We start from the raw sequence: 22,761 nt of genomic DNA, 5'->3' as shown, positions 1-22,761 counted from the left end.
TCGCCAGCTGCGATCGACCGAGCGCTTGTGTTTGCGGGCCATCCTCTCGATGAGCGGCAGAAAACGGATCGCCCACCGGTTGATCGACGAATGGTCGACCGACACGCCGCGCTCTTCCATCATTTCCTCGAGGTGCCGGTAGCTCAGCGGGTAGCTGGCATACCAGCGGATGCAGACCAGGATGACATCGATCGGGAAACGCATCCCTTTGAAGTTGAGCATATCGATTCGTCCTGGGTTCGGGCGCCGCAGTTTACCTGATTACCCCGCCGATGTTCGCTAATGCGACAGAACCCGTTCAGGTCGTGCGCCTCGTCGATGAACAGCGCGCCGCTTACCCTTTTTCACCAGTTCCTGCAACTCGCGGTCGCGCCGTTCGCCCTGCTTGGGGATCTGCACCTGGCCGCGTTCCCGTTCAGGCGCTTATGTCGCGTCATCTTGTGCCGAAAAAACGCCTCTGCGGCGCTCCTATCGAGCGCAGCTTTCGAAAGAGCGGAACGGGTGCGCTGCCTGGCCGGATGCAAGCGACGCCGGGTTGCGGCTGGCCGGTCAACCTTGCGCGCTGGTGACGCAATTGCGGCGCCGGCGTGCCGGCGCTGTCACCAACGCGCAATCAGGATTGGGGCAGGGGAGTGGTGACGGAATTGTTCGACCAGGTGAACGGCCGCGTCACCACGGCTTGGTGACGGCGCGCGCCGATCGAGCGTGCTGCGGTGTCACCAACGTAGTTTTGGTGACGGCTGGCGCGGCCGGGATCCAGCACGTCACCACTGAGGGATTTGCCTATCCCGCCATCTTCATCGCGTACCTCACCAGGGCAGTCCATCCGTCCGGGTAGTGCTGGCGGACGGCGTCTTCGAAAAAGTTGTCGCAAATTTTTTCCATGCCTTCTTTTTCGCCGTACACGCTGACGTATGCCTGGGCGAGATTGTCCAGGGCATCGGCCAGCCTGCGCGAGAGCGCCGCGTTGGTTTCCGATCTGAGGTCCATCAGTTCCGGCGTACACCCCAATTGTGACATTCTAAAATAGCTGCGACGTTTCGCAAATAGATGCGACGCCCGCTTTTCCGAGGACCTGAGTATTCATGCGTGTTAGACTAAAAAAAGAGGCCGACGCTGGCCTCCCTCTGAATGCAACCAAACACCATCTTATTCAGAGGATCACCATGCCGCAGGCAGCAACGCTCAAACCCGGTCAGTTCCGCCATCTACTTCGCGTTACAGAATCCACCAGTCGCCAGCCAGAGCGCGACAAGACCATTCTGATGCTGGGCATTGCCTGCGGCATGCGGATCAGCGAGATAGCTCAGATTGAGGTGTCGGATATCTTGCACCCATCCGGCGCACTCAAGGATGAAGCGAGCTTGCGAGCAGCGATCACAAAGGGATGCCGTCAACGATGTGTGTACTTGACTCAGCGTCATCTTGTTGATGCCATCGACAGCTACCTGCTACATCGGCTCGCGCACCGGTTGCGGCTGGGCGTGCCGGGCCGGTACCGCGGTCTCGACCCGGGCAGCAAGCTTATCCTTACGCTGAAGGGACAGAAGTTCTATCTCAATACCAAGCGTCGAATAAACCAGGCTGGTGAGCAGGTCGACTACAAGGCCTGCGACAGCTTACAGGCCCATGTGACGAAGCTGTATCGTGACGCGGGCATTAAGGGCGGCAGCAGTCATTCTGGTCGGCGCACGATGGCTTCCCGCCTGCTTGCCCAGGGTGTCGAATTGGAGACCGTGCAGCAGCTTCTTGGGCACTCCGAACTGGATCACATCAAGCCATATTTGGAGGTGTCGCAAAAGAAGCTATGCGAAGCATTTGCCTGCGTAATTTGATTAGTTGCTGCTGGCACGTGCTGAGCCAACATTGCTCACTGTGATAATTGGTTAGTTTTCTAGAGGCAATTTGCTTTATTGTTAACCAAGAGGTGAAACGACGGAAAATCCCGCGCCCTGGTGGCGCCCGACCACTGGCCGGCCGCCAGCAAAAAAGAAAGAAATTATGACGAACTTTTTGAAGTCGAGCTTGCTCATCGCAGTATCCCTCTTCGTTATGAGCCTGCCAGCTAAGGCAACAGACGCCGAAATCTGTGACATTCGTGCCGCTATCCTGGGGTCGGCAGCACAAGAACGTGATAAGGGAGTCAGCAAGCAAAAAGTGAAGCGTATGCTTGGCAAGAAGTTTTCCGGTATGTCAGGTTACATTGATTTGGTGTATGACCGAATGAAGGGGATGAGTCCGCAAGAGGTTGCCGCCTTCATCAAATTCTCCTGCTCGCAAGAGTAACTCAACTAATTCTCGGAAAAAATTGATTGACAAGGCGAAGTTTTCTAGCCATAGGAAAAATTGGAATTGCTTTTCTAAGATAGATATTTTGGGGGAGTTCGAATTTTACACTTTGGCAATAAGTTTAGACTCTTTAAACATTACGGAAGTTGACGGCGTTGACTTTTCAATTTTAAACCAACCATCTTCACTTTCCATGAGTGAGTACTCCAGACTGAAAAAGGTCCTTACGCTTGCAACCCATGAATTCACACACTACTTGGACGGCACAGCATCGCTCTGGGGAATGGAACACTTAACAAGGATCGATGAGGCCGCGAAATCACGGGATGGAGATGAGAACTCATATTTCAAATTAAAATCTTTGTATGATTATATTCGAAGGCTTAGATTACCCACCTATTACAGCACTGTTGAAAAAGACGTGCAGCACGATCAACCTTGGAAAATGCATCTAACTGGGGGAAGAGAATTTAGAAGCGATGGTACCTTGAGCGATCGGCCCATCTTGTTTGGTCGATTTTTGAACGCGCAATCAGAAAACATAGCCAGATCTCCTATTTCGATACTTTCCTTGCTGGAAACTTCGGCCATGGCGCAGGAGTTGGAAGTAAAGCTGAAGCTCGCGTCGCGTTTGGACGATGATAGTCGCATCGTCGAGCTAGCTCAGATAAAAAGAGATTCGATCCAATTTATTTACAACAAAAACTTAACTGAATATTCTGTCTGCGCGCATCTAGTGGCAAATTCGATCGATTGTCCAGATCTAATCGTTGCACTAAGAATGTCTGCAATAATCGCGCGTTTTGTTCTCAATTCAACAAGCACAACCTTTGACACGGCGCGGCAACACTTAAGCGTGTGGTCAAAGATCGTAAATAAGGGCGGTGATCATGCGGAACTCGCATTGTTGCGCCACGCCCTGAAGCATCGGAATCACGGAGCCCTTTTCTACATAATCGCACTTATGCTACCCCGGAACTCCGGTGATACGCCACAAGCCCTTTTCTCCGGCTTTAGCAATTCATTAAATCTACTAGGAATTGCTTACATGGACACATTGGCAAAGTCTGAGATTAAAATGAGAGAACTAGCAAAACAACTAGCTAAAAGTGAACTGCAATCTTTAAAAGTAATCGCAGTTGCGAGCGCCTTAAACTTTACTCTTTTAAAGGGCATGCCGCTGTCAAGAAACTTTGAACGACTAAGTTTGCCACCTGTATTTTTAAGCAACATGGAATCATATCAGTTCGGCGCGACTGAGGCTAATTCCATGCGCAATTTCGATTTAGAGGCGAGTTATGAGGAACTAATCTCAGTGCAAATAGCTGTGGAAAATTTCGCAGAGGCCTGCCTTTGATCGCCAATTTTTTTGATCCTTTTTAAAGAAATGGAATGCCTGATGAACTTCCGCTTACTACTACAAAAATAAGATCTCTTAAATCTGCCATTCTCGATACCAATCCTTGGCGATATTTTGATGATTTTGGGGGCCTTCAGAAACTGTCAGCCGAAGCCCGGAAAAAGCCATGCTGGATGAACTGCAGCCAAATCTGCCTGACTGATCGACCTGCTGCGCCAGCCCGAAAACTGCGATGCCATTATCTGCCGCGCTGGCCAGTGAGCCGATGAGGCCCGCGAAACAGAGTGCCCGATAACTTAAAAAGAAAACCAGAAAATCAATGGAGAAATGCTTAGTCGGAATTGCGCTGGCAGTGGTAATGTCAGCTTCCTACGCCCAAAATGCTCACCGTCGACCGACGATCGGCGGTTTTTATCTTGGGATGACCAACGCCCAAGCGGCTAAGATTGGATTGCGCGATTGCCGTCGGAAATTCTCCTACTCCGATATCGAATGCGTGCCAGAGCTTCCTCCGCTGCCGGGCGTCACTGAGGCGCGTATCCGGTTCGATGCCAAAACCCGGACAGCGGTAGAGCTACAAGTAGAAGTCGTCAATAAAGTCGGGACGGGGCATTCTGCTGGACGCAAGGAAAGCGACAAGGACGCCCCATGGTCTCCTGACCGCTGGTGGCGCGAAGCGGACACGCTGGCCACAGTCGTACAGGATCGATTGGGCTTTGCATGCGCCAGCCGGTACACGGAAGTCGAGCGCCGAGAGCGGCTCGTCACAAACAGTTGCTTTATAGGGGACGTCACGCAACGAGTGCGACACGGCTACAACGAAGTGTACGAGTCGAGTTCTGGGCGGCATCGCGGAAACGATCCGCACTTTCAGGTGCTGGTAACGCTTAAGAAGGACGGTGGCGAAAAACTGTATCGCATACAGCAGGAGATGGCAGCGCAAAGTAGAAAAGCAGAGTCAGAACTTCGCGACTTTGCTGCTGGAAAAAATCCGTAGCGCCGTCCAGACGTTCTGTCTAGTTGATCAAGGAAATTATGAGCATGTTGCCCACTTTTGCCATCCCAATCGGCGCGAAAAAACGAGTGATTCAAATACGTATCAAGGCTCCCGTAGCATCAGCAAGTAGTACCAAATGCTGAGACGGTTCCACAGGTCGATACTCATTGAGCATGAACCACCAAGGAAAAGAACATGAGCCTTATTACCGGCACCAACGAAGGGTTTGGATATCGTTACGATGCGCTCGGTCGTCAAAAAGCGACTGGCAATATCGTGGATGGGGTTGAGCTTGGCGCGCTGGATGCGCCGGTGCTTATCGCGTCCGGCTCCCATATCGCTGACCCTTGCCATTCATTCGGTGCGGCGTCGTCAGCGACAGTGCGCGGCACCTGCCGCCAATCGAGCGAATTTGTCGGTAGTGCGCGCCTCGGGTGGCGCGACTTCGCCAAGATCGAATCTGAGTTAACTGTTGGCGCGTAAAGGAAAGGCGCCATGTCACACATAGGCTTTTACAGCGGCATCAATCTGATCGACACGTCGTCCGTGTTGTCGGCGAACCTGGAGTTCAACCGCGAGCGCATCGCGGCCGAAGCGCAGGACCTGGCGAACGAGTGCGAGTGCGACATCGAAGCCTGGACGCGCGACGATGACGGCGAGCAGGCCAGCCATACCGCGATCACTGCCCGGCCCAACAAGTGAAGGAAAAACGTGACTCTCCCTACGTTGACTTTGAATCGCCAGTTCGTAGAATCCTTCCTGGCTGCGAGCGCGCCGTGCTGCGCCATGGGTGTGGTCGGCATCGAAGGGTCCTCGATGGCACGGTGGTAGTTCCGCCGACCAAGGTTCATCGCGACAACATAGAACACGTTCATCCGCTGCCATAAAGGAAAAATTGTGAGATATCTGAGCGAGCGGGAGATAGCGCAGTTCGATCCAGACCAGTACCCGCATGATCCGCTCTGCGGTGAGTGCGGCTCAGATATCGGGCACACAGAAGAACTTTGGACCGGCCATTTGGACGGCGATAAGCTGTCTGGATGGGAGGTTTGGTTTTGCTGCCACGCCTGCCGTGACGCTGGTAAGCAATGCGAGACGTTTCATCCCATCCGGGTCAAGCCGGGTTCTGTAGTTTGTGGATAAGGAAAAAATGGAAGACAAACTCGCCTTTTTTGGCTTTTTCGCTTTTCTTGCAGTCGTCTTCTTTGCGTCACGATTGCTGAGCAAGTTGGATGACCTGATTAACGAAATCAAAGCATTTCGCATTCAGATCCAGGAGACGTTCACTCCTGCCGATCACGATGGCGGTCACTACGGACATCCGAAGGCAACACGGCAAATTGTAGAACTAATTTTGGGCGAGCTCCGTAATCGGAGGTAAGGAAAAACCTATGAGCCGACTGCTCGAAAAACGATTTGGCGAACTCGAACTGCAAGCAAGCACGATCGCAGCAACCGATACAACCAGGCACTCAGCGTACGAGAGTTCGTACCCGGATATAGACGCTGATCTGATCTTGGGGTGGTGCGTTAAAGCGCGAAACCTTTTATCTACCGTTTGCGGGCGTGACTCAGAGCACTATCGCTCGTTTGTCGAAGGTGAGGAAGCACAGTCGTACGAAAATTCGCCAACGCGGTTCCGCAGAGTTGTCAGTGTTTTCTTGGCCGCCAAGGAGGATTTCGAGGGGGGCTATATCGTAACAATGCGGAACCTGGTCCAGTCCGATGTCTTTACAGATGAGCTTCACCAAGCCGATGAGCTGCTACGGGCCGGATACCATAGTCCAGCTGCAGTTATTGCTGGGGTCGTTCTTGAAACAGCGATGAGGGATTTTTGCGTCCAGAAGGGAGTCCCTTCCGGAAAGCTAAGCAAAATGAATGAGGATTTGGCAAAAGCAGGCCACTACAATTCAATCGTGCAAAAGCAGGTAACCGCACTAGCTGCCGTACGAAACAGTGCTGCGCACGGCAAGAATGAAGAGTTTTCAAAAGAAGACGTGCGGGCAATGATACGAGACGTTGAGCGACTTGTGGGAGCTTGGCTTAGCTGAAACAAAACCAGAGTATTCATGGCTTCGGGCGCGGTATGCCGAGGGCTCAACAACTGGCACCAGAACACCCAGGAAAATCCCGCGCTTCGGTGCCCGCTACCTGGACGGCCTCCGGGGTGAGGAAAGGAGAGGAAAAGGGAGAATAAACATGGCAAAACGTGAAACGTTCACGTCACCTGTCGAGTGTACCGGTTGCGGAAAGGCCGGAAGAGTCACGTGGGAGGAAAACGAGAATCCAGTCTATGCAGGCGGTTCTGAACGAGACCTGATCGACGTCCCGGTCGGCTTCCGCCGTGGCAACGGCAAGGATGCCAGCGGCGATCCGGAAATTGTCTGCGACACGTGCGGTACTGCAGTTTAACTGCCAATCGAAAAGTTGAAGAAGTCCAGCGCGTCAAAGAATCGGTTGACCACCAATGTACTTCAGCTCGTAGCAATATTGGCGAGCTCCGAATTCTCGAAGGCGTGTCTTTGATCCTGGCGCAAACGCCCCGCAGCGGCCGGAAGCCGTATTTTGGGAGATACTCTAATGATTGCACGTGTCGTATTGATGCTGGTGTTAGTTGTGGCGTGCCTCGGCGAACAGGCGCAAGCTGTGAACCCAACAAAGAAAGAGAGCAAACCCAAGCCCGTAGCAACTCAGTCAACTCAACAGGACAAAGAAGCCGAAGACGATCCTCCTATTCCCTCTCCGGTAACTCCACTAAGCGTGTGTACCGAAAGGGCCAGCAAGAATTACTCCGAATGCTACGCTAGGGGTATATACACCAAGGACACATGTGACGCCTTCTACCAGCAGTCCGTTAACAATTGCTACATGATGCATAAAAAGTGATGTAATCCGGCTACGACCTGGATTACCACCGATTTGGCTAGGTTCGCTGATAAGCGTTCGAAGAACAAGTTTTGCTCATCGGGACTAGCCTTAAAGAGCGAGGAAAAATATGACCACTGCAAACTGCAAAAGACGTCGCTAATTGGATGTTTGACCAGCTGACCGCTACCAGATATCTGGAGCAAGCAAGCGCTGTTTGGAACATAGAGAAGAAGTTCGGTAAAGACTTCGTCTACGACAATGACAGCGGCAATCAAGCGATCGACAAAAAAGTTCTCGCAGAGTTTCGCAAACTTACTGATGGGAAGGCAGTGTGGGAACGAGGCGAGCGGGCATGGCGGCTATTGGTGAAGGGCGAACGATATGAGGGGCGACAGGTTAATTAGGACCAGTACGCTTATCCCCACATGACCAAGGAAAATCACTTTCGCGCGCGAAAGCGCTGCGTCTAGGAAAACATTAACCGAGGAGTAGGAGATGATTTTTTCGATCGACAACGATGGCATCCATCTTAGAGCCGACCGACCCGCGCGCCTTCTCGCGGATGCTAAGGCTAACCAACACCTACCGCGCGGATCATATGTCTATGCCCATGTTGACTTACAGGGGAACATGTTCTACATCGGAAAAGGCGCCGGCCGCCGCGCATGGAACGATGATCGGCATCCTTTGTGGCAACGCTACGTCGACCGTAGAGCAGGAGGCAAGTACGAGGTTAAAATTCTAGCCGACGATCTTACTCCAGCCCAGGCTGAAAATTTGGAGAGTCAATGGCTGGCGCAGGAAGTGACAACCTTGGTCAATTGGGTGAACATGGCAAGGCGCTCAGACTACAGCGCGAGTGATAGATTCCATCAACTACGCAACGCAAATCGGGCGCTGGCTCAGGCAGCGCGCGAACATGAAAAGGAAGCGCCGGCTCAGGCCGCTGAAAAGTACGCCGCCGCCCTTGCTTCGATTGCTGAGTATGCCTTTATCAAATTCGAGCTGGGCCTCGTCGGCGATTTAATTGATGACGAGAATGCGGAGCTCGGCTTCGCCGGCGACCTGGCGATCCTCGAAAGGTACACAATGTTATTGGTGAAGCTTGAGCGTGCACACGAGGCTAAGATAGCAATTGACGACTACCTCGCCAAGTACAAGCGGGATGGAAATAAAGCGTCCTTCGAGAAGGTCCGCGCCCGGGTCGACAAGGCGCTATTTAAATCATAGCCTTTTGCTTAGCAAGCGCAGTCTTGGTCTAGGTACTAGCAAGGTTGCCCGATCCTTATTGCTCACTAACCAGGGGAAAATGACTTTCGCGTGCGAAAGCGCGCATCAAGGAAAAATGCTTTCGCGCGCGAAAGTGCCCGACAGCTGGCCGGTAGCCAGCGCAAGGATGAAATATGTCAGCGGGAAAAATGGATCGTTCATACTTCGATGAGAAGAAGGAATATGCGATCGAAGGTATTGATCAGGCCAATAGAACGGCATCCTTGGTCGTGGGCATGTTGAGTTCGTGGAGCTATGATGTGCCCAACATCATCGATCCTGGCGCTGTTCATGAACACCTCCAGGTGGCAAAGTCACAGCTTGACGGTACGCGGACAAACTTCGAAAAGGTGCGCTGGGCCTCAGCGAATACGGACCTTGACTTTGATGCGTGGTTGCGCGCGAACGGCTGCTCCGATCTGGTTCGGCCATAAAGTCAAAATGTGATGGATAAACAGACGCGCCGAGATAGGCTGAGACAAGCATTGACTGGTCGTTCAATCAAGCCAGCAGACAAAAGCTACGTCTCCCAGTTATTGTCGGGAACAGCGTCGTTTGGCGAGAAGGCCGCGCGTCGGCTGGAAGTAGACTATCTTCTGCCGCCAATGTCACTGGATCAACCATTGGACCAGCAGCCCATTGCGGATTGCGAAACGAAGAAAGAGCTTATCAAGCGGATATCGCAACGCCTCGAACATATACACATTGAAAAAGTGAAGGCTCTCGCAATCATTCTCGAAGCGTAGACCAAGGAAAAAATCATGCTCAGCAACCTCCAGCCCGACCTGCGCGAATTGCTTGACCTGGTGCGCGACGAAGCCACGTATCGCGCCACGCTCGCGGCCCGGCCGGACATCAAAGCTGAGCCTGTTGCGGAAGCTGAGTACGCACGTAAGATCCTCCGCATTCGCCAGCTGCGCGAACGCTGGGACCTGCTGTAACCAGCCCAAGGAAAAATACAATGAGAGCGCAAAGGGAAGTGATGCCGCAACGAACGGAGCCACTGGATGACACTTTAATCAACGGATCTGATGTCCCGTATGACTGTGATCGCCCGCTATATCGGTGTTTGGTCTGCGACGATGAAGGCGAAGGCGAAATGAGCCGCCATAAGTATCTCGACGAATGCCCATTTTATGAAGATGTTTGATCGAGGAAAAATGCCTGAACAAAAAGTTGTAGGCAGGCTTGGTTGCTCGCATGAAGAATGCGTGAAACGCATTGCGGAACGCGCAGCCGAGCAGGCACGGCAAGAAGCGATTGAAATTGGTGCTCCTATATCAACGGGGAAAACGTTGGAAGACTGTAACCGCAATCCAGCAACATGCTCCCGAAAAAGGATGGGTGTAACACCGTACTGTAGCGTCTGCCAAACAAAAATATAGGAAAAATGTGAACTATAAGACCTATGCGCTGCTTCGACAGGTTGCGAGCGACATTCGCCGGCCGGCACTTGATCTGAGCCAGACTTCGATTGCCACTGAGGGCGTAAAAAAAGCCGTTGCGTTCCTCGTTGGCGAGGTTTACATCAATGGTGATGTTACCTTGGCGTCACGTTCTCAGTATGCAGCCGAGTTAAGAGCTATCGCCGATGAGATTGACAATGAACAAGTCATCGCCGTGGTCCCGTCCGAGCAGTTGAACTGACCGAGGAAAAACATGGTCTACATCCCATGAACGCGGCACTAGTCTCCGCTGAAGCACGCGTTGCCGTTTTGGTGGACTGCGACAATACCAGTCCAGAAATCCTAGACTATGCGCTGCGGATCTCATCTCAGTTTGGCCGAGTTGTCCTACGGAGGGGATACGGTAACCACTCGGGTTCTGTCGCGTTGTTTAGCGGAAGCGGATTTCCGTCGGCGCGACGCGGCGGTACCTCACGCTGGACGGACCTGTCTTGCCAGCGCGTAAAATTGGGCGGCGAACGACATATCGGCAAGACCGTCGATCACAAATTGGCCCTTGCGAATCATGTGCATGAGTTCGATGCCGGCGAGCACGGAGCGGGCGGCTTGGAAGGATTTAAAATTGAGCATCGGTCTGGTAATGCGCTTGATGGCGCGATGGTCCTGTTCGACGATGTTGTTGAGGTACTTGACCTGGCGCACCACTATCGGCACGCTGCGGCCAGCGTTGATCGCATCGATCGCCGCCTTGTTGGCGCCGCTCTTGTCCATCGCAACTTTGTCCGGTTCGCCGTGCGCTCCCATCGCCTTGTCGAAGAAGCGCTTCGCAGCAGCCATGTCGCGCTTGGCCGTTAGCAGGAAATCGACGGTCTTGCCCTGCTTGTCGACAGCACGGTAGAGATATTTCCAGACGCCTTTGACCTTGATGTAAGTCTCATCCATTCGCCAGCTGCCGCCAATTGGGCGCTTGTGTTTGCGAGCCATCTTCTCGATGAGCGGCAGGAAACGGATGGCCCACCGATTGATGGACGAATGGTCGACCGACACGCCGCGCTCTTCCATCATTTCCTCCAGGTGCCGGTAGCTCAGTGGGTACGCCACATACCAGCGGATGCAGACAAGGATGACGTCAATCGGAAATCGCATACCTTTGAAATTGAGCATGGCCGGTCGTTACAGTTTTGGCGCCACAGTCTACCTGATCCGGGCACTGGCACCGCTAATGCGACAGAACCCAGTCAAGTCATCCTCCGCATAGTCTAACTATACGCCGCCGCCCGAGTTGTGCAAGTGAGCGCAGCCAACCTTGAAATGGCATTCGAGGCGAGTTTCGCGCGCGAAACTGCGACCGAAGGGAAACGGTCGCGCCCGCCCTTGAGTGATAATCCCATTTATCACTCAAGCATTTATGGTGATTTTCGGCGTGGAACACTATAATCGAGGCAGTTTAGGGTCCAACAACCCCTCTATATGGAACCCCCATGCCCCTCGTCAGAGTCTTCGGCAACACCTACCTCAACCCCAACAATGTCGGCAAGCTTGAACTCCAACCGACTTTCGGTGAGGGCAAGCGCACAAACGTGACCACGGTTTACGACGTCACCGGACAAAATGTGCTGCTGCGGGCGGAAACGACCGTGGCTAAGCCGGCACCCGACAACGACCTTGACGCAGTGGCCCGCGACAATCACGCCCACGCCGAGATCATCGCCGCCCTGATTTCCGGCCGCGATGCCCTCCCATTAGCCTCAGCGACCACGAAGTAGGCTGGCCGCACTTTCGCGCGCGAAACTCACTTAGGGCCCACCCGTATGGACATACCCGCTCCCCTGAAAGCCATTGGCTTCACCGAACCGCTGATCGACGTCGCCGCGCGGGCTCGGGCGATGTTCCGCGAGCACGCGGCCGGCACCGCGCTGGCCAAGATCATGCCCGCCCGCGACCAGCTGCGCGCCGAACACGACTACCGCCAGGGCGACTTCATTTCCGTGGCCGAGCGCTCGTCGGTGGTGCCGTCCGACCGCGCCAGGATCGTGGGCCAGGGCTTGCACGCCGGATATTGCGGCGACATGGTGCAGGCCATGCACATCCTGATGCCGCAGTTCGAGCACATCGTGCGCCAGGTCCTGCGCGGCGCCGGCGCCTTCACCGCACAGCACGACCAGGAAGGCCTCGGCATGGAAGTGGCCCTGGCCAGCCTGGTCGGCCGGCCGCAGATGGCCGAGGAATTCGGCGACGGCCTGACGCTGGCCATCCACGCCATCTTGTGCGACCGGGCCGGATCGAACCTGCGCAACGATGTCGCCCACGGCCTTGCGGACGAGGAGCTATGCGATTCCCCGTTCGCACTGTACGCCTGGTGGCTGGTACTGCAGCTCGTGACGGAAACCTTTGCCGCCGCGGCCGACGCCGTCGGCGGACCGGGTGCTGCCGGGGCGGTCGCCGAGGGTCACGCCGGCGCAGGGGTTGGCGGGCACGGACCCTGAATGGCCCAGAACACCGATATCCTGCTGCCTTCGCTGAGCTACACGCGCGGCGACTACACGGCGCTGCGCGCCTACTGCCTCAAGCTGCCGATAGAGCGGATCGGCGACCTCTACTACAGCGAAGACAGTCCCCAGGTCGAGCACGGCCTGGAACTGTATCTGGTCGAGATGCGCGATGCGTTGGTCGAACGCGCCATCGAGAGCAATCCCGCCTTCGCCGATTCGCTAACTCACGCACGCAAGACGGGCCACATCTCGGCGAAGATGCTCGACATCCTGGTGCAGGCGGCCGAGGCGAAGCCGGCGCCCCCGTCCCCCGCCGACCTGCTCTCGAAGTGGTTCCGGCCGCGTACCGTCAAGGCGCTGCGCGCCGAAGGCATGGGCACCGTCGCCGACCTGGCCGAATTGATCAACCGGCGCGGCGCGGCCTGGTGGCGTTCGGTCCCGCGGATCGGCGTGCACCGCAGCGCCGCGATTCTGCGCTGGCTGCGCAGCCACCAGGAGCAGCTGGGCGAAGTCGTGGCCGCCACGCACCGCCCCGCGTCGGCGACCCCGCTTCGGGTGCTCGACCCCGCCACATCGACAGAGCTGGTCCCGCTGGGCCAGTTCTATCTGCCGGCGCGGCTCGACGGGCACGACGGCATCAACCGCGCCCCGGCGTTTTGCTTCATCTCGGCGCGCGACGACCTGGCGGCTGTCGACTGCTACCTGGCCAGGTTCGAGGGGCAGCCCCATACCCAGCGCGCCTACCGCAAGGAACTGGAGCGCTTCGTCCTATGGTCCGTGCATGTCGCCGGCAAGCCGTTTTCCTCGCTGCTGGTGGACGAATGCGAGGCCTACAAGGGCTTTCTCGCAGCGCCGCCGGAAGCATTCTGCGGCGCGCCGGCACCGCGCTCGAGCAAATTGTGGCGGCCATTCGTCCTGAAGAAAAAGGACCGCGATCCGAAGAACCGCGACAGTGCCCGTCCACCGCGGCCGTTGACGCCAGCTTCACAGAAATTCGCGCTGACGGTACTGCGCGGGGCCTTCGACTATTGGGTCAAGGTGCGCTACCTCGGCGGCAACCCATGGACGGCGGTCAAGGATCCAATCGTCGTGCAGGAAGTCGACAATATCCAGGTCGACCGCGCCCTGTCGCTCGAGGGCTGGAGCGCCGTGGTGGACACGCTCACCAGGCGCGGCCAGGTCGACCGGAACGTCCAGGACCGGGTGGCGCTGGCGGCGATCCTGCTGATGGGCGACTCAGGCCTGCGGCGCGAGGAAGCGGCGCGCGCGATGCGCCTGGCGCTGCGACCGAGCCGGCATGCCAGGGGCGTCTGGATGCTCACAGCCCTGGGCAAGCGCAGCAAGAAGCGCCTGGTGCCGGTCAGCCCGCGCACCGTCGCCGCGCTGCAGGCGCACTGGCGCGATCTCGGCCTCGACTTCCTGGACCCGGCCGACGACGCGCCGCTGTTCTCGCCCGTGGTGGTGCCGGCCACGCCGGCCGCCGCCGCGCGCCATGGCGCCGGAATGGCGCGCCCCGGGTACACCGCGAACGCGATCTACGCACTGGTCAAGTCCGCGCTCGCCAGAGTGCGCAGGGAACTCGAAGCCGTCGATCCCGACGGCGAAGCGGCGCGCGTGACGGTCGAGGACATCGAGCAGCTGGCGTCGACCAGCCCGCACGCCTTCCGCCACACCTTCGGCTCGATCGCCGTCGACAAGGACATGCCCCTCAATGTCGTGCAGGAGATCCTGGGGCACGAGGACTCGGCCACGACGGCCATCTACGTGAAGGCGCGCGAAAAGCGCCTGGCGGCGGAGGCGGCCAGGCTGTACGGGGAACCGGAAGATCCCGAGCCTTGACGGTGTCGCGTATCATGTCGTCAAGAAATAAACGGAGACCGCCGTGTCGAAGAAATACGCCCTTCCCGCCTTCCTCGTCGGCACAGTCGACCAGGCGGCGTACCAGCGCTGGCTCGAGCACAAGGCGCAGGCCCATGTCCGGCGCGACCGCAAGCGCGGCAACGCCAGCGCCATAGGCGAGGCGTACCGCGTGGCCATCCACGCAGCCGCCGCCGCGGGCGGTGGGCGCGATGCCTACACCGGCGAGATGCTCGACTGGTCTCTGCTGAGCCGCTACGACAACGTCGAGTCGGCCGAAGGCGGCCGCACGTACAAGCACGGCTTCGCACGGCTCCCGACTGTCGACCACGTCGGCGACGGCTTGGGCCCGGCCGACTTCAAGATCTGCGGCTGGCGCGTCAACGACGCCAAGCACGACCTGGACATCCCGGCCTTCCTCGGCGTGTGCAGGGCCGTCCTCGAACACCATGGATTCACCGTCGCCCCGCCGGTGGCCCACGCCACGGACGCCGCCACGCTGGAGCCCGCATGAGCAGTCCGGTTTCCATGACGGCCGCGCTCAAGCAGCGCGCCATTCCCCTGCCGGCTGCATCGGTGCTGCAAATGATGCAATGGGCCGGCCTGGTCGAAGACGTCGAATACACGTCCTCGTCCGGATCGGGCGAGATCAAGCACTTCCTTCGCCTCACCGAACGGGGCCTCGCATACGGCGTCAACCTGGCGGGCCCGGTGAGCAAGGAAAAGACCGAAGTAGCCATCTATCCCTCCCGGCTCGGGGCGATCCTGCGCCACTGCCACGGCGGCCTCGGGCGCTACATCGAAATGAACGTCGCATGAGGCGGCTGCTGCAGATCGGATTTGAACAAGTTGGCAGCTGGCGCCTGCGCGGCCAGGAACTGGCGCTCGAGCTGGCCAGGATGAACGGGCAGCGCAATGTCCTGTATGCGTTTGTACAGGACACCACGGTCCTGTACGTCGGCAAGACCACGGGTTCGCTGGAAAGCCGCATGGGCGGCTACCTGCGGCCGCATGCCTCCCAGCGCACCAACGTGCGCAACAACCAGGCCTTGCTGCATCTGCTGCGCCAGGACCACGCGCTCGACATCTACGCGTGGGCGGACACCGGCATGCACCGTATCGGCGACTTCCATTTGAACTACGCGGCTGGACTGGAGGACAGCATTATCCGGATCGTCACGCCACCATGGAACGGCGCCCGATCCGCGCCGTCGGCCGCCGCAGCGCCGGATGAACCGCCCCTGCCCCCGGTGCCGGCGATCGCCGAACCACCCGCGCCGCAGTCACCTGCCCCGACCGAAGGCGAATCGGCCTCGGCCAGCGAAGTCCTGGCCCTGGAGGAGGCCGGCGTGATTCAGGCCTCGCCGGTCTTCGAAGTCGCGCTCGGGAAAACGTACTATCACAATGGTTTTTTCAATGTGCCTGTCAAGTTCTCCGGACTGTTCCCTGAACACGGCACCGAGATCTCGATCTACTGCGGCGACTCGCGCACCCTCATCCGCGCCACCGTCGATCGCAAAGCAAACCAGGCGAACCATACGCCACGCATCTACGGAAGGGCATCGCTCGCCAACGGTTCGGGCTCTACAAGCGCCTGGACGACACGGCAACCATCCGGGTCGTCAGCACCAACGAAATTGAGCTGATGTAGCGCTCGGGTACCGAGCCCAAGGCGCTGGCCAGTTTCGCGCGCGAAAGTCGCGTTGCAATCGTAACGTACCCTTGTTACATAACCGGCGTTACGAAATCGCTACCGACCGGCTCGGGACGGTGAAAGAGTCCTGAGAATGTCGTTCACAAGCGTCGCTTTGCCGCCGCGCGGATTGAGATGAACGATATGCGAACCGTCAGGCCGCCTCTCGTGCACAACCCGACGACCAGCCTCCACCGTCCACACAGTCTTGCTTCCCTTCTCAACATTTGACATACGAAGCTCCAAAAAATTGAACACATTTTTAAGTTTCGCGCGCGAAACCAGGGAGCAACCCCGATGCGAACGCGGGCTCTATCGCCTCGGTACCAGCACCACTAAACGCCACGGCAGCATTGTCAAGAATCGCGCCACCGTCCCTTCCTGCCATGGTAGCGCGTCCCGGCCTGTAATACCTAGCCGGAGTTAACAAAACACTTTCCACGCTCTCGCGCGGCCTCCCGCAGTTTTCCTTCGGAAAACTTTTGGGTCCATTGGGTTGTTTTTCTTCGAAAAGAAATCCGAAACCAACCCCAACCCCAGAACGCTGCGAAGCCAGCTGTGGACAGCCCTTCGGGCCGTGTGCACAAGCCATGGACAGGGGATGCACAACGCTGCGCGTTGCACACGCCCTGTCCACAGCTTGCACACACTCTGACCACAGCAGCCGCGTGAGTGCTGGACACCACCCCGACCACGACCGGTGAAGAAATTTAGCCCCTTGAAAAGCAGCCCCCGGAAGAGAAAAGCCAAGGGGGAAGAAGCTGGCCAAAGGGCCAGCGTAATCTGAAAAGCCAAGGACAACACCCTGCAGGCTTACGCCAACTCCATACATACGGACGGACTTGTGCGCTCGCTGGTCTTGCGCGATGCGAGCATACGGGCGGCGCCGGCACTGATGCCTAGAGACTTGCCGACTTCAGACCAGCTCATGCCATCGGCGCGCAATCGATGGGCGTGGACACGTTTTGTATGCCCCTGTTCTAAATAATCCGCTCTGGGCTGCGCACCTTGCTCCGCCCGTTTTCGGGCCGCTCGCTCACGGTCTCGTCTCGCAACCTCGGCTTTATCGATAATGGTGGCCAACTGGGCCTGTTCGTCCGCTGTGATAGCAAGTAGGTCGATGAGTTTGCGATTGCTGTATCGATACCGGGGATCATGTTCAATACCATTGAATATAACTTTCTTGCCGGCCGCCGAATCTTTCGCCCGAGCCATGACACTGGTAACGCAGCTGTCAACTTCAGCCTTGCTCCAAGTCGGAGCCACCCGGCGCGCTATAGCGACAACTTCGGATTCCAAATCTGAGACGCGCACGGCCTGGGCTAAAAACACGGCACACAAGAAAAGTGGTAAATCGCGGTTGCCCTCGGGGGCGCCACGCTGCCAACCGCGCAGCGTCAGCAGTTTAATGACGTCGTGATAACGGTCCCACGCCAACTGTGTCGGGCGGAACGTGCGCAAACCACTGCTATTGTTGGGCTTTGTGCCTAGCGTTACGTTAATGTCACTTGGACCACGTGCCAGAAGTCGAGCAGCATTCTCCCGCGCCCACAGCGCCTTGGTCGCGGCTGTTTCCTCGCGGGTCCATGGGAGTACCGTGTCGGCGATCACATCGAACGGGTAGCCAGTCAAGCCATTCGCAAGCGGTGTCCCCCCCTCCGTGGCCAGGGTGTTCTCCCAAATCACTCGCACCCGTTGTTCGCTTTTGCTGTTAACAGAGCCCACCAGGCGCAATACCCTCGTGGCATCGCGGCTTGCCGGATCGGCGCCATAGGGCTTGAAGTGTTCGAACAAGGCTGTCTGAACCAGTTGCCAGCGCGGCAACGCACACTGAGGTATTGGTGTGTCGAGTATCCATTTCGCGTATATGCCGCGCCCGCTGTCAACGATATAGCTAGGCGGCGGAATATGTTTGTCTCGGCACTCCAATAAAATCAGCTCAGCAAAATGCTGTGCCGGGTGGCCGGCAAACCGCTCTATTTTGTAGTAGTCAAAATCAAGCCAGAGCGCTTTGATCCGGCGAAGGTTTGTCAGGCGCCTGGGGCCGGCGAATTCTGCTTGAGAAATATAGGTATCTGGTGCCGCACCAACAGCTGATACCACCAGCGATAGCTTGTCGAGACGATGGCATGTATCTCGCCATCCGCTGCGCTTGGTCGCGTCCTCGTTACAACTGAGCGTGAAATGGCCCCATTGGTCGGTATGCAGCATTGCCGCCTCGGCCAACGCCGTATCAAGGAGAGGCGCCCGCCGGTGTAGATCCAGAAGCGTGCTAGCCGTGCTCCTCGGAATGCGGCTCGATGCGGCACCGTCTTGAAGAAAGCGGCCGGCATGGTGAAGGTCTGTTTGTGTCGCGTCCTGCATGGTCCCCCTAGCCGCGTCGTCCGTATGGACGAGCGAATGCTTGCGCGCGGGGGGAAAGACACATACAATGAAGGTATTGAAGTAGCTTCAGTGTATTGACTCGGGGCCACTCGCCAAAGTGAACCTAGCCTGTCCGGGCCCCGCCCGATCTCTGTTTCAGCAATAAGCCCGCTCGCCAAAGCGGGCTTTTTGCTGTCTATGTCGTTAATCTGCTATCTCTGAGCTTGCTCCCAGTAGGTTTTTTCATGTCCGAAGTGATGCGACTTAGCCTGCGTCAGGCTGCAGAAGATTAAGCTGGCCGTCGCTGGCCATCCGGCGATTTCTCGAGCGGGAATAGTCATCATCGAGTACCAACGGAATTTGCCGCGTGAACCTGCCCGGTACACGATTCTTTGTAATCTCATCCTGCTCATCGAAGCTCGACACCACATGCGTGGGGAACTCGGCCCATTTTCCGTCACTGGTTTCGTGCCAAAAGATGTCGGAGTTGATACGATAAATATTGGATGAGCCAGCTTTGACGACATCGAGCCACCCTTCTTCTCGAAGGTAGCGGACGGCGCGTTTGATTGTCGAATTGCTCGACCCGGTCAGCTTCTCCAGCGACTCGTTGCTGATCATGAGAGAGTTGACCTTGGTCATCTTCGATACCATCAGCATCAGGATCTTGAACGCCGACGCGTTTTGCTTGGCGAGGTCGATGGTCTCGTCCATGTAGATTTTGCTCATCCGGACAATCTCGGGATCGTCCACGTCTCGCTTCAGCCTGGCGATTTCCTTGTGGGCGTTATCGAGCATCGCCTCCAGGTTCGGCTGATGTGTCTTGTCGGTAGTCATGTCCATTACCCCTCCGTGCCGCAGAAAAAGTTTCGTCTAGGGCAATATACACCAAGGAAATGACCCCTGCAAGGTCAGATGTGAACGGTATTGAATCTTTTTGACCCGATGTGGGTCACGTATGACCTGTCTACAGGTCACGCTGGGGGAGGAAGGCGGGGCTTAAAAAAACGCCCCGCGAGCAGGCAGGGCGTTTTCACTACTTCCCATACAGAGCTTTAGGAGCGTATGGATGCTGAAAGGATAGCATGCGGCCGGATCGAAATCCAGCGCGCCTTAATCTTGCAGGGCGTGTTCAGCCGAGGCGATCGCGCGCCCGATCTTGACGAGGGCGGCTTGCCGGAGCCCCGCGTCGGCCTGCAACGACAATGCGGCGGCGAAGCGCTCGATGTCGACGGCCAGGGGATGCGGCAATTCCAGCTCCAGCTCCAGCCAGCCCGTGTTCAGTTTCGACCTCGCGTATTCCTTGCGTATCGTTTCGACCGCCAGGTGGACCCGCTGCTTGCTCACATTGTGCTGGGCCGCGACCTCGGTCAGCGTGCGGCGCTCGACCAGGAAGCCCTTGGCCATCATCCGGGCATCCGCGCCCATCTCGGTCTTGCTGGCCAGCTGGTCGAAGTCCTCGGGCGCGAGTCGGGTCAATTTCATATTGTCACCAATCAGTGTCGGCGGCCGGCAGCCAGTGCATGGCCCCGGCCGCGTCCGGTTCTTAGAACTTCCACCCTTCGGGCTTGGCCGGGACCGGCGTTGCACGCGTGGCGGGATCGTCGATCGCGCAGCCCGGATGTAGTTCGGTCCAGAGTGCGGCCGGCGTCGTGCCTTTCAATTCGACCTGCAGGCGCTTGAGATAGGCCTTGGACCGATCCGGACCGAGGCGTTCGAGCATCGGCAGCGCCATGTCCAGGAAACCCGTCCACAGGACCCATTCCCCGTCCTCCGGCGAATGATTCAGGTCGAACATCAGCTCCTGCATCTTTTTGAAGCACGATTCATTGTCACGGCCATAGTCAAACAGTTCTTCCCGCAGCGTGTACAGGCGTTCGCCCTTGACCGTCCTCTCGCGCGCAGCTGCCGCCTCGGCGTCCGCATGCGGTGTCGTCTTGGGCGCCACCTTCAGCTTGGTGACGTTTGCCTTCGGGCCCTGCTTGGCCGTGGCGCCGGCGCCAGGATCGGTGCGGGTTTCGTGCAGTGTGACGACGTCTGCTTTGGCGGCAGCGACAGGGTCGGCCTGGCCGGCGCCATCGTCCGCCTGCGCCGGCGCTGCCGCAACGGCCGCCGCCTGCTCCTGGCGCTTGTCCGCCTCCTTGTGCTGCAATTCCATCATATTGAGCCGGCTTCGCACGGAATCGCGATGCAGCGGTTCGCCACGCTCGAGCTGCAGGCGGTATTCGCGGGCGACACCGATGTCCAGATGCTCGATCTTGTTGATCGAATGCAGAATCTCGAGGTCGCCGGACAGTTCGTCTTCGAGGATCGACAGGGTGACCGGAAGATAGCGCTTCACTGCGACGCGCTTGCTGATCCAGCCTTCGCTCGTCACGTTCCAGATCTTCATGGCCTCTTGTACGCCGAACTTCTCCACGTCCTCAATGACGCCCATGGCTTTCTCATGCGGAGTGAGATCGTCGCGCACTTCGTTTTCGGCCACCTGCAGGGCACGGATCTGCTTTTCGGTGAGTCCGCGCTTGATGACCACCGGTACCTCGTCGAGGCCGGCGAGCGGTGCCGCGCGGAAGCGGCGTTCGCCAATAATCAAACGATTCCTACCGTCCGGTTCCTGATGAACCACAAGCGGCTCGATGATGCCATTTAGCTTGAAATTCTCTGCCAGCTCTTCCAGATTGCGGAATTTCTTCCTGACTTGGCTGGCCGTGTAAATCTTGGCGATCTTCATGAACGTCTCGCCCTGGGTGACCTTCTTGGCCACGGTGGAGAGCTTGTTCAAACCATTGCCCAATGGTGCATTCATAGTATGTCTCCTGTCTAATATTGCAGCGCGGCGCCGCGGAGGATGGCATTACACGCGGCCTTCATTTCCACGGCCGCCAGCCCCTTGTTCTCGCCGCGGTTGCCCTGCCATACCGGCTTGCGGATGGCGAGACGCGTTGCGGCGCGCTCGTAGATGATGTTGCTGAGGACTAGGTCGCCGACGCTCTCTTGCAGCGCTGCGAGCGCCTTGCGGTCGTGCGCGCTCGACCGGTCCATCTTGTTGATCTGGATACCCATGATCTGCAGGTCCGTGTTCCACTCCTCGCCTCGTACTCGCTCGATGTCCTGGAACAGGGCCGCCAGGCCGTCTGTCGCGTCCTCGTCCAGGGTGCAGGGACAGATGACGAAATTGGCGGCCGCCAGCGCGGCGTACAGCAGCTTGCCCTGCGACGGCGGGGTGTCGATAATGCACACGTCGTACTGTTCAGCGAACTTTTCAAGCGACTTGCGCGCCTGCGGGATCGCGTCGAGCGAATAGTCCGCGATGTCGACCAGCTCGGCATCCGCCGCGATCAGGCTCGCGTACTCATTCACGGGCATCGGCTGGACCTCGCAGTCCTTGTCAAACAGCTTTGCCGTGGTGAGCCAGCCTGCCTCGGAGACCTGACCCGGCTCGTCGATCTCCAGCGTAGGATTGGCCAATTTCGCCAGATGCAGCAATGTCTTGGTGGTATTGGCCTGGGGATCGAAATCGATCACCAGCGTGCGCAGCTTCATTTCCAGCGCCCGGAAAATCAGATGACGGGAAAAGACGGTCTTGCCGACGCCCCCTTTCTGATTCGCCAGCACAAAGCTGATCATCTTGCGCAACAGGGCGCTCGGTTTTGCATTCTTCATCGTGCTCGCTCCTAAAGTTATTCACAAGTCTTGCCGCGGCCGCCCTGCTCGGCGGTACAGCAAGCAAAATCGATCACCTGTGGCGATCTGTACATAATATACCGGTTTATCTATTGACCGTCAATAGCCACAATAGCGACTTCACCCGATGTTGCAACGGGCCTCGCCGACTGCCCGCGCATATCGACCAGGCGATGAACAACCCCTTCCGGGGCGCTACGTGTGTCGAGGGCATTGTCGGCGCCCCGCAGGGCTTGCCGCCATAACCGCGAAACGCGCCACATGCTCGGGCGATCTCAGCACCCGGTATTGCGCGTCGACCACGCCATTGACCCGTGCCCACTGGTTCCAGGCGAAGCTCCTTCCCAGGCCAACGGTCGTGTTCGAACTTGGGAAGCGGTCGGCCCCGGCCACCAAGGTTTCCCAGGAGGCACCGAACTCTACCTCGTCAAACCGGCTGTGTCGACCCGTCAGCGCCCTGCGCTCCATCACGAGGGCGCGCT

At 57.5% G+C, this 22,761-nt stretch carries 29 protein-coding genes and 1 pseudogene; 21 read left to right on the top strand and 9 right to left on the bottom strand.

All coding sequences use genetic code 11. The annotated features are described in order from the left end of the window. Positions 1–222 (bottom strand): annotated as a pseudogene (locus tag PO883_RS31780) (IS6 family transposase); the annotation flags it as partial. A 561-nt stretch (positions 223–783) separates the two neighbouring features. After that, the gene (locus PO883_RS31775) at positions 784–990 is read right to left on the bottom strand and encodes a hypothetical protein (RefSeq protein ID WP_289313340.1); all 207 of its coding nucleotides are present in this window, start codon (positions 988–990) and stop codon (positions 784–786) included. 176 nt (positions 991–1,166) lie between these two features. Here PO883_RS31775 and PO883_RS31770 point away from each other — a divergent pair, with 176 nt between their 5' ends. The 15 genes from PO883_RS31770 (at position 1,167) to PO883_RS31700 (ending at position 10,430) form a co-directional block, all read left to right on the top strand. Then, complete coding sequence (locus tag PO883_RS31770) at positions 1,167–1,835, top strand: site-specific integrase (RefSeq protein ID WP_289313339.1); 669 nt, start codon at positions 1,167–1,169, stop codon at positions 1,833–1,835. 166 nt (positions 1,836–2,001) lie between these two features. After that, complete coding sequence (locus PO883_RS31765) at positions 2,002–2,286, top strand: hypothetical protein (protein WP_289313338.1); 285 nt, start codon at positions 2,002–2,004, stop codon at positions 2,284–2,286. 22 nt (positions 2,287–2,308) lie between these two features. Next, complete coding sequence (locus tag PO883_RS31760) at positions 2,309–3,646, top strand: hypothetical protein (RefSeq protein WP_289313337.1); 1,338 nt, start codon at positions 2,309–2,311, stop codon at positions 3,644–3,646. Positions 3,647–4,007: 361 nt separating this feature from the next. Continuing rightward, positions 4,008–4,646: a hypothetical protein gene (locus PO883_RS31755; RefSeq protein WP_289313336.1), complete on the top strand. Its 639-nt coding sequence runs from the start codon at positions 4,008–4,010 to the stop codon at positions 4,644–4,646. A gap of 195 nt (positions 4,647–4,841) precedes the next feature. Then, positions 4,842–5,129 carry a hypothetical protein gene (locus PO883_RS31750; RefSeq protein ID WP_289313335.1) on the top strand — a complete coding sequence of 96 codons (288 nt, stop codon included), beginning with the start codon at positions 4,842–4,844 and terminating at the stop codon, positions 5,127–5,129. A 12-nt stretch (positions 5,130–5,141) separates the two neighbouring features. Then, on the top strand, positions 5,142–5,348 hold the full coding sequence (locus PO883_RS31745) for a hypothetical protein (protein ID WP_289313334.1): 207 nt from the start codon (positions 5,142–5,144) through the stop codon (positions 5,346–5,348). Positions 5,349–5,796: 448 nt separating this feature from the next. Beyond that, positions 5,797–6,027 (top strand): hypothetical protein, encoded by a 231-nt coding sequence (locus PO883_RS31740; protein WP_289313333.1) that lies wholly within the window; start codon positions 5,797–5,799, stop codon positions 6,025–6,027. Between the two features lie 10 nt (positions 6,028–6,037). Then, a complete protein-coding gene (locus tag PO883_RS31735; protein ID WP_289313332.1) occupies positions 6,038–6,697 on the top strand; it encodes a DUF4145 domain-containing protein in 660 nt (219 codons plus the stop codon). A gap of 148 nt (positions 6,698–6,845) precedes the next feature. Beyond that, the gene (locus PO883_RS31730; RefSeq protein WP_289313331.1) at positions 6,846–7,058 is read left to right on the top strand and encodes a hypothetical protein; all 213 of its coding nucleotides are present in this window, start codon (positions 6,846–6,848) and stop codon (positions 7,056–7,058) included. Positions 7,059–7,648: 590 nt separating this feature from the next. Next, positions 7,649–7,918 (top strand): hypothetical protein, encoded by a 270-nt coding sequence (locus PO883_RS31725; protein ID WP_373890124.1) that lies wholly within the window; start codon positions 7,649–7,651, stop codon positions 7,916–7,918. Between the two features lie 91 nt (positions 7,919–8,009). Further along, on the top strand, positions 8,010–8,744 hold the full coding sequence (locus PO883_RS31720; protein WP_289313329.1) for a hypothetical protein: 735 nt from the start codon (positions 8,010–8,012) through the stop codon (positions 8,742–8,744). A 173-nt stretch (positions 8,745–8,917) separates the two neighbouring features. Beyond that, complete coding sequence (locus PO883_RS31715) at positions 8,918–9,217, top strand: hypothetical protein (RefSeq protein ID WP_289313328.1); 300 nt, start codon at positions 8,918–8,920, stop codon at positions 9,215–9,217. 12 nt (positions 9,218–9,229) lie between these two features. Then, positions 9,230–9,529: a hypothetical protein gene (locus tag PO883_RS31710; RefSeq protein ID WP_289313327.1), complete on the top strand. Its 300-nt coding sequence runs from the start codon at positions 9,230–9,232 to the stop codon at positions 9,527–9,529. A 15-nt stretch (positions 9,530–9,544) separates the two neighbouring features. After that, complete coding sequence (locus tag PO883_RS31705) at positions 9,545–9,724, top strand: hypothetical protein (RefSeq protein WP_289313326.1); 180 nt, start codon at positions 9,545–9,547, stop codon at positions 9,722–9,724. 451 nt (positions 9,725–10,175) lie between these two features. Then, on the top strand, positions 10,176–10,430 hold the full coding sequence (locus tag PO883_RS31700; RefSeq protein WP_289313325.1) for a hypothetical protein: 255 nt from the start codon (positions 10,176–10,178) through the stop codon (positions 10,428–10,430). Between the two features lie 230 nt (positions 10,431–10,660). Here PO883_RS31700 and PO883_RS31695 read toward each other — a convergent pair whose 3' ends face one another. Next, entirely contained in the window at positions 10,661–11,353 is a 693-nt protein-coding gene (locus tag PO883_RS31695; RefSeq protein WP_289313324.1) for an IS6 family transposase, read from the bottom strand. 317 nt (positions 11,354–11,670) lie between these two features. Here PO883_RS31695 and PO883_RS31690 point away from each other — a divergent pair, with 317 nt between their 5' ends. The 6 genes from PO883_RS31690 to PO883_RS31665 are packed head-to-tail and all read left to right on the top strand — an operon-like array spanning position 11,671 to position 16,184. Continuing rightward, complete coding sequence (locus tag PO883_RS31690; RefSeq protein WP_289313323.1) at positions 11,671–11,955, top strand: hypothetical protein; 285 nt, start codon at positions 11,671–11,673, stop codon at positions 11,953–11,955. A 45-nt stretch (positions 11,956–12,000) separates the two neighbouring features. Then, on the top strand, positions 12,001–12,675 hold the full coding sequence (locus PO883_RS31685) for a DUF4209 domain-containing protein (RefSeq protein WP_289313322.1): 675 nt from the start codon (positions 12,001–12,003) through the stop codon (positions 12,673–12,675). Next, on the top strand, positions 12,676–14,520 hold the full coding sequence (locus tag PO883_RS31680; RefSeq protein WP_289313321.1) for a phage integrase family protein: 1,845 nt from the start codon (positions 12,676–12,678) through the stop codon (positions 14,518–14,520). It begins immediately after the preceding gene. 43 nt (positions 14,521–14,563) lie between these two features. Continuing rightward, a complete protein-coding gene (locus PO883_RS31675; protein ID WP_289313320.1) occupies positions 14,564–15,052 on the top strand; it encodes a hypothetical protein in 489 nt (162 codons plus the stop codon). Then, on the top strand, positions 15,049–15,357 hold the full coding sequence (locus tag PO883_RS31670) for a hypothetical protein (protein ID WP_289313319.1): 309 nt from the start codon (positions 15,049–15,051) through the stop codon (positions 15,355–15,357). Before PO883_RS31675 ends, PO883_RS31670 begins: the two co-directional genes overlap by 4 nt. Continuing rightward, positions 15,354–16,184 carry a GIY-YIG nuclease family protein gene (locus PO883_RS31665; RefSeq protein ID WP_289313318.1) on the top strand — a complete coding sequence of 277 codons (831 nt, stop codon included), beginning with the start codon at positions 15,354–15,356 and terminating at the stop codon, positions 16,182–16,184. The genes PO883_RS31670 and PO883_RS31665 overlap by 4 nt, the downstream gene beginning before the upstream one ends. Before the next feature lie 860 nt (positions 16,185–17,044). Here the strand turns inward: PO883_RS31665 and PO883_RS31660 are convergent. The 6 genes from PO883_RS31660 to PO883_RS31635 form a co-directional block, all read right to left on the bottom strand. After that, a complete protein-coding gene (locus PO883_RS31660) occupies positions 17,045–18,442 on the bottom strand; it encodes a hypothetical protein (protein WP_289313317.1) in 1,398 nt (465 codons plus the stop codon). Between the two features lie 417 nt (positions 18,443–18,859). Then, positions 18,860–19,438 (bottom strand): helix-turn-helix domain-containing protein, encoded by a 579-nt coding sequence (locus tag PO883_RS31655; RefSeq protein WP_289313316.1) that lies wholly within the window; start codon positions 19,436–19,438, stop codon positions 18,860–18,862. Between the two features lie 270 nt (positions 19,439–19,708). Continuing rightward, the gene (locus PO883_RS31650) at positions 19,709–20,080 is read right to left on the bottom strand and encodes a TrfB-related DNA-binding protein (RefSeq protein WP_289313315.1); all 372 of its coding nucleotides are present in this window, start codon (positions 20,078–20,080) and stop codon (positions 19,709–19,711) included. A gap of 61 nt (positions 20,081–20,141) precedes the next feature. Further along, positions 20,142–21,401: a ParB/RepB/Spo0J family partition protein gene (locus tag PO883_RS31645; protein WP_289313314.1), complete on the bottom strand. Its 1,260-nt coding sequence runs from the start codon at positions 21,399–21,401 to the stop codon at positions 20,142–20,144. A 14-nt stretch (positions 21,402–21,415) separates the two neighbouring features. Beyond that, positions 21,416–22,258: a ParA family protein gene (locus PO883_RS31640; protein ID WP_289313313.1), complete on the bottom strand. Its 843-nt coding sequence runs from the start codon at positions 22,256–22,258 to the stop codon at positions 21,416–21,418. A gap of 216 nt (positions 22,259–22,474) precedes the next feature. Continuing rightward, on the bottom strand, positions 22,475–22,761 hold a 287-nt coding region (locus PO883_RS31635; protein WP_289313312.1), incomplete at its 5' end, for a hypothetical protein.

It is taken from the genome of Massilia sp. DJPM01 (assembly GCF_030348125.1).
Lineage (GTDB): Bacteria > Pseudomonadota > Gammaproteobacteria > Burkholderiales > Burkholderiaceae_D > Telluria_A > Telluria_A frigida.
Note: the sequence above shows the minus strand (reverse complement) of the source record. Positions and strands in the feature narration are given on the sequence as shown.

Coding starts and splice junctions, on each gene's coding strand:
- PO883_RS31740 (WP_289313333.1), top strand. CDS start 5,797: ATGGAAGACAAACTCGCCTTTTTTGGCTTTTTCGCTTTTCTTGCAGTC.
- PO883_RS31745 (WP_289313334.1), top strand. CDS start 5,142: ATGTCACACATAGGCTTTTACAGCGGCATCAATCTGATCGACACGTCG.
- PO883_RS31755 (WP_289313336.1), top strand. CDS start 4,008: ATGTCAGCTTCCTACGCCCAAAATGCTCACCGTCGACCGACGATCGGC.
- PO883_RS31705 (WP_289313326.1), top strand. CDS start 9,545: ATGCTCAGCAACCTCCAGCCCGACCTGCGCGAATTGCTTGACCTGGTG.
- PO883_RS31750 (WP_289313335.1), top strand. CDS start 4,842: ATGAGCCTTATTACCGGCACCAACGAAGGGTTTGGATATCGTTACGAT.
- PO883_RS31665 (WP_289313318.1), top strand. CDS start 15,354: ATGAGGCGGCTGCTGCAGATCGGATTTGAACAAGTTGGCAGCTGGCGC.
- PO883_RS31715 (WP_289313328.1), top strand. CDS start 8,918: ATGTCAGCGGGAAAAATGGATCGTTCATACTTCGATGAGAAGAAGGAA.
- PO883_RS31765 (WP_289313338.1), top strand. CDS start 2,002: ATGACGAACTTTTTGAAGTCGAGCTTGCTCATCGCAGTATCCCTCTTC.
- PO883_RS31695 (WP_289313324.1), bottom strand. CDS start 11,353: ATGCTCAATTTCAAAGGTATGCGATTTCCGATTGACGTCATCCTTGTC.
- PO883_RS31720 (WP_289313329.1), top strand. CDS start 8,010: ATGATTTTTTCGATCGACAACGATGGCATCCATCTTAGAGCCGACCGA.
- PO883_RS31650 (WP_289313315.1), bottom strand. CDS start 20,080: ATGAAATTGACCCGACTCGCGCCCGAGGACTTCGACCAGCTGGCCAGC.
- PO883_RS31660 (WP_289313317.1), bottom strand. CDS start 18,442: ATGCTGCATACCGACCAATGGGGCCATTTCACGCTCAGTTGTAACGAG.
- PO883_RS31775 (WP_289313340.1), bottom strand. CDS start 990: ATGGACCTCAGATCGGAAACCAACGCGGCGCTCTCGCGCAGGCTGGCC.
- PO883_RS31735 (WP_289313332.1), top strand. CDS start 6,038: ATGAGCCGACTGCTCGAAAAACGATTTGGCGAACTCGAACTGCAAGCA.
- PO883_RS31670 (WP_289313319.1), top strand. CDS start 15,049: ATGAGCAGTCCGGTTTCCATGACGGCCGCGCTCAAGCAGCGCGCCATT.
- PO883_RS31710 (WP_289313327.1), top strand. CDS start 9,230: ATGGATAAACAGACGCGCCGAGATAGGCTGAGACAAGCATTGACTGGT.
- PO883_RS31690 (WP_289313323.1), top strand. CDS start 11,671: ATGCCCCTCGTCAGAGTCTTCGGCAACACCTACCTCAACCCCAACAAT.
- PO883_RS31770 (WP_289313339.1), top strand. CDS start 1,167: ATGCCGCAGGCAGCAACGCTCAAACCCGGTCAGTTCCGCCATCTACTT.
- PO883_RS31645 (WP_289313314.1), bottom strand. CDS start 21,401: ATGAATGCACCATTGGGCAATGGTTTGAACAAGCTCTCCACCGTGGCC.
- PO883_RS31640 (WP_289313313.1), bottom strand. CDS start 22,258: ATGAAGAATGCAAAACCGAGCGCCCTGTTGCGCAAGATGATCAGCTTT.
- PO883_RS31685 (WP_289313322.1), top strand. CDS start 12,001: ATGGACATACCCGCTCCCCTGAAAGCCATTGGCTTCACCGAACCGCTG.
- PO883_RS31730 (WP_289313331.1), top strand. CDS start 6,846: ATGGCAAAACGTGAAACGTTCACGTCACCTGTCGAGTGTACCGGTTGC.
- PO883_RS31655 (WP_289313316.1), bottom strand. CDS start 19,438: ATGGACATGACTACCGACAAGACACATCAGCCGAACCTGGAGGCGATG.
- PO883_RS31680 (WP_289313321.1), top strand. CDS start 12,676: ATGGCCCAGAACACCGATATCCTGCTGCCTTCGCTGAGCTACACGCGC.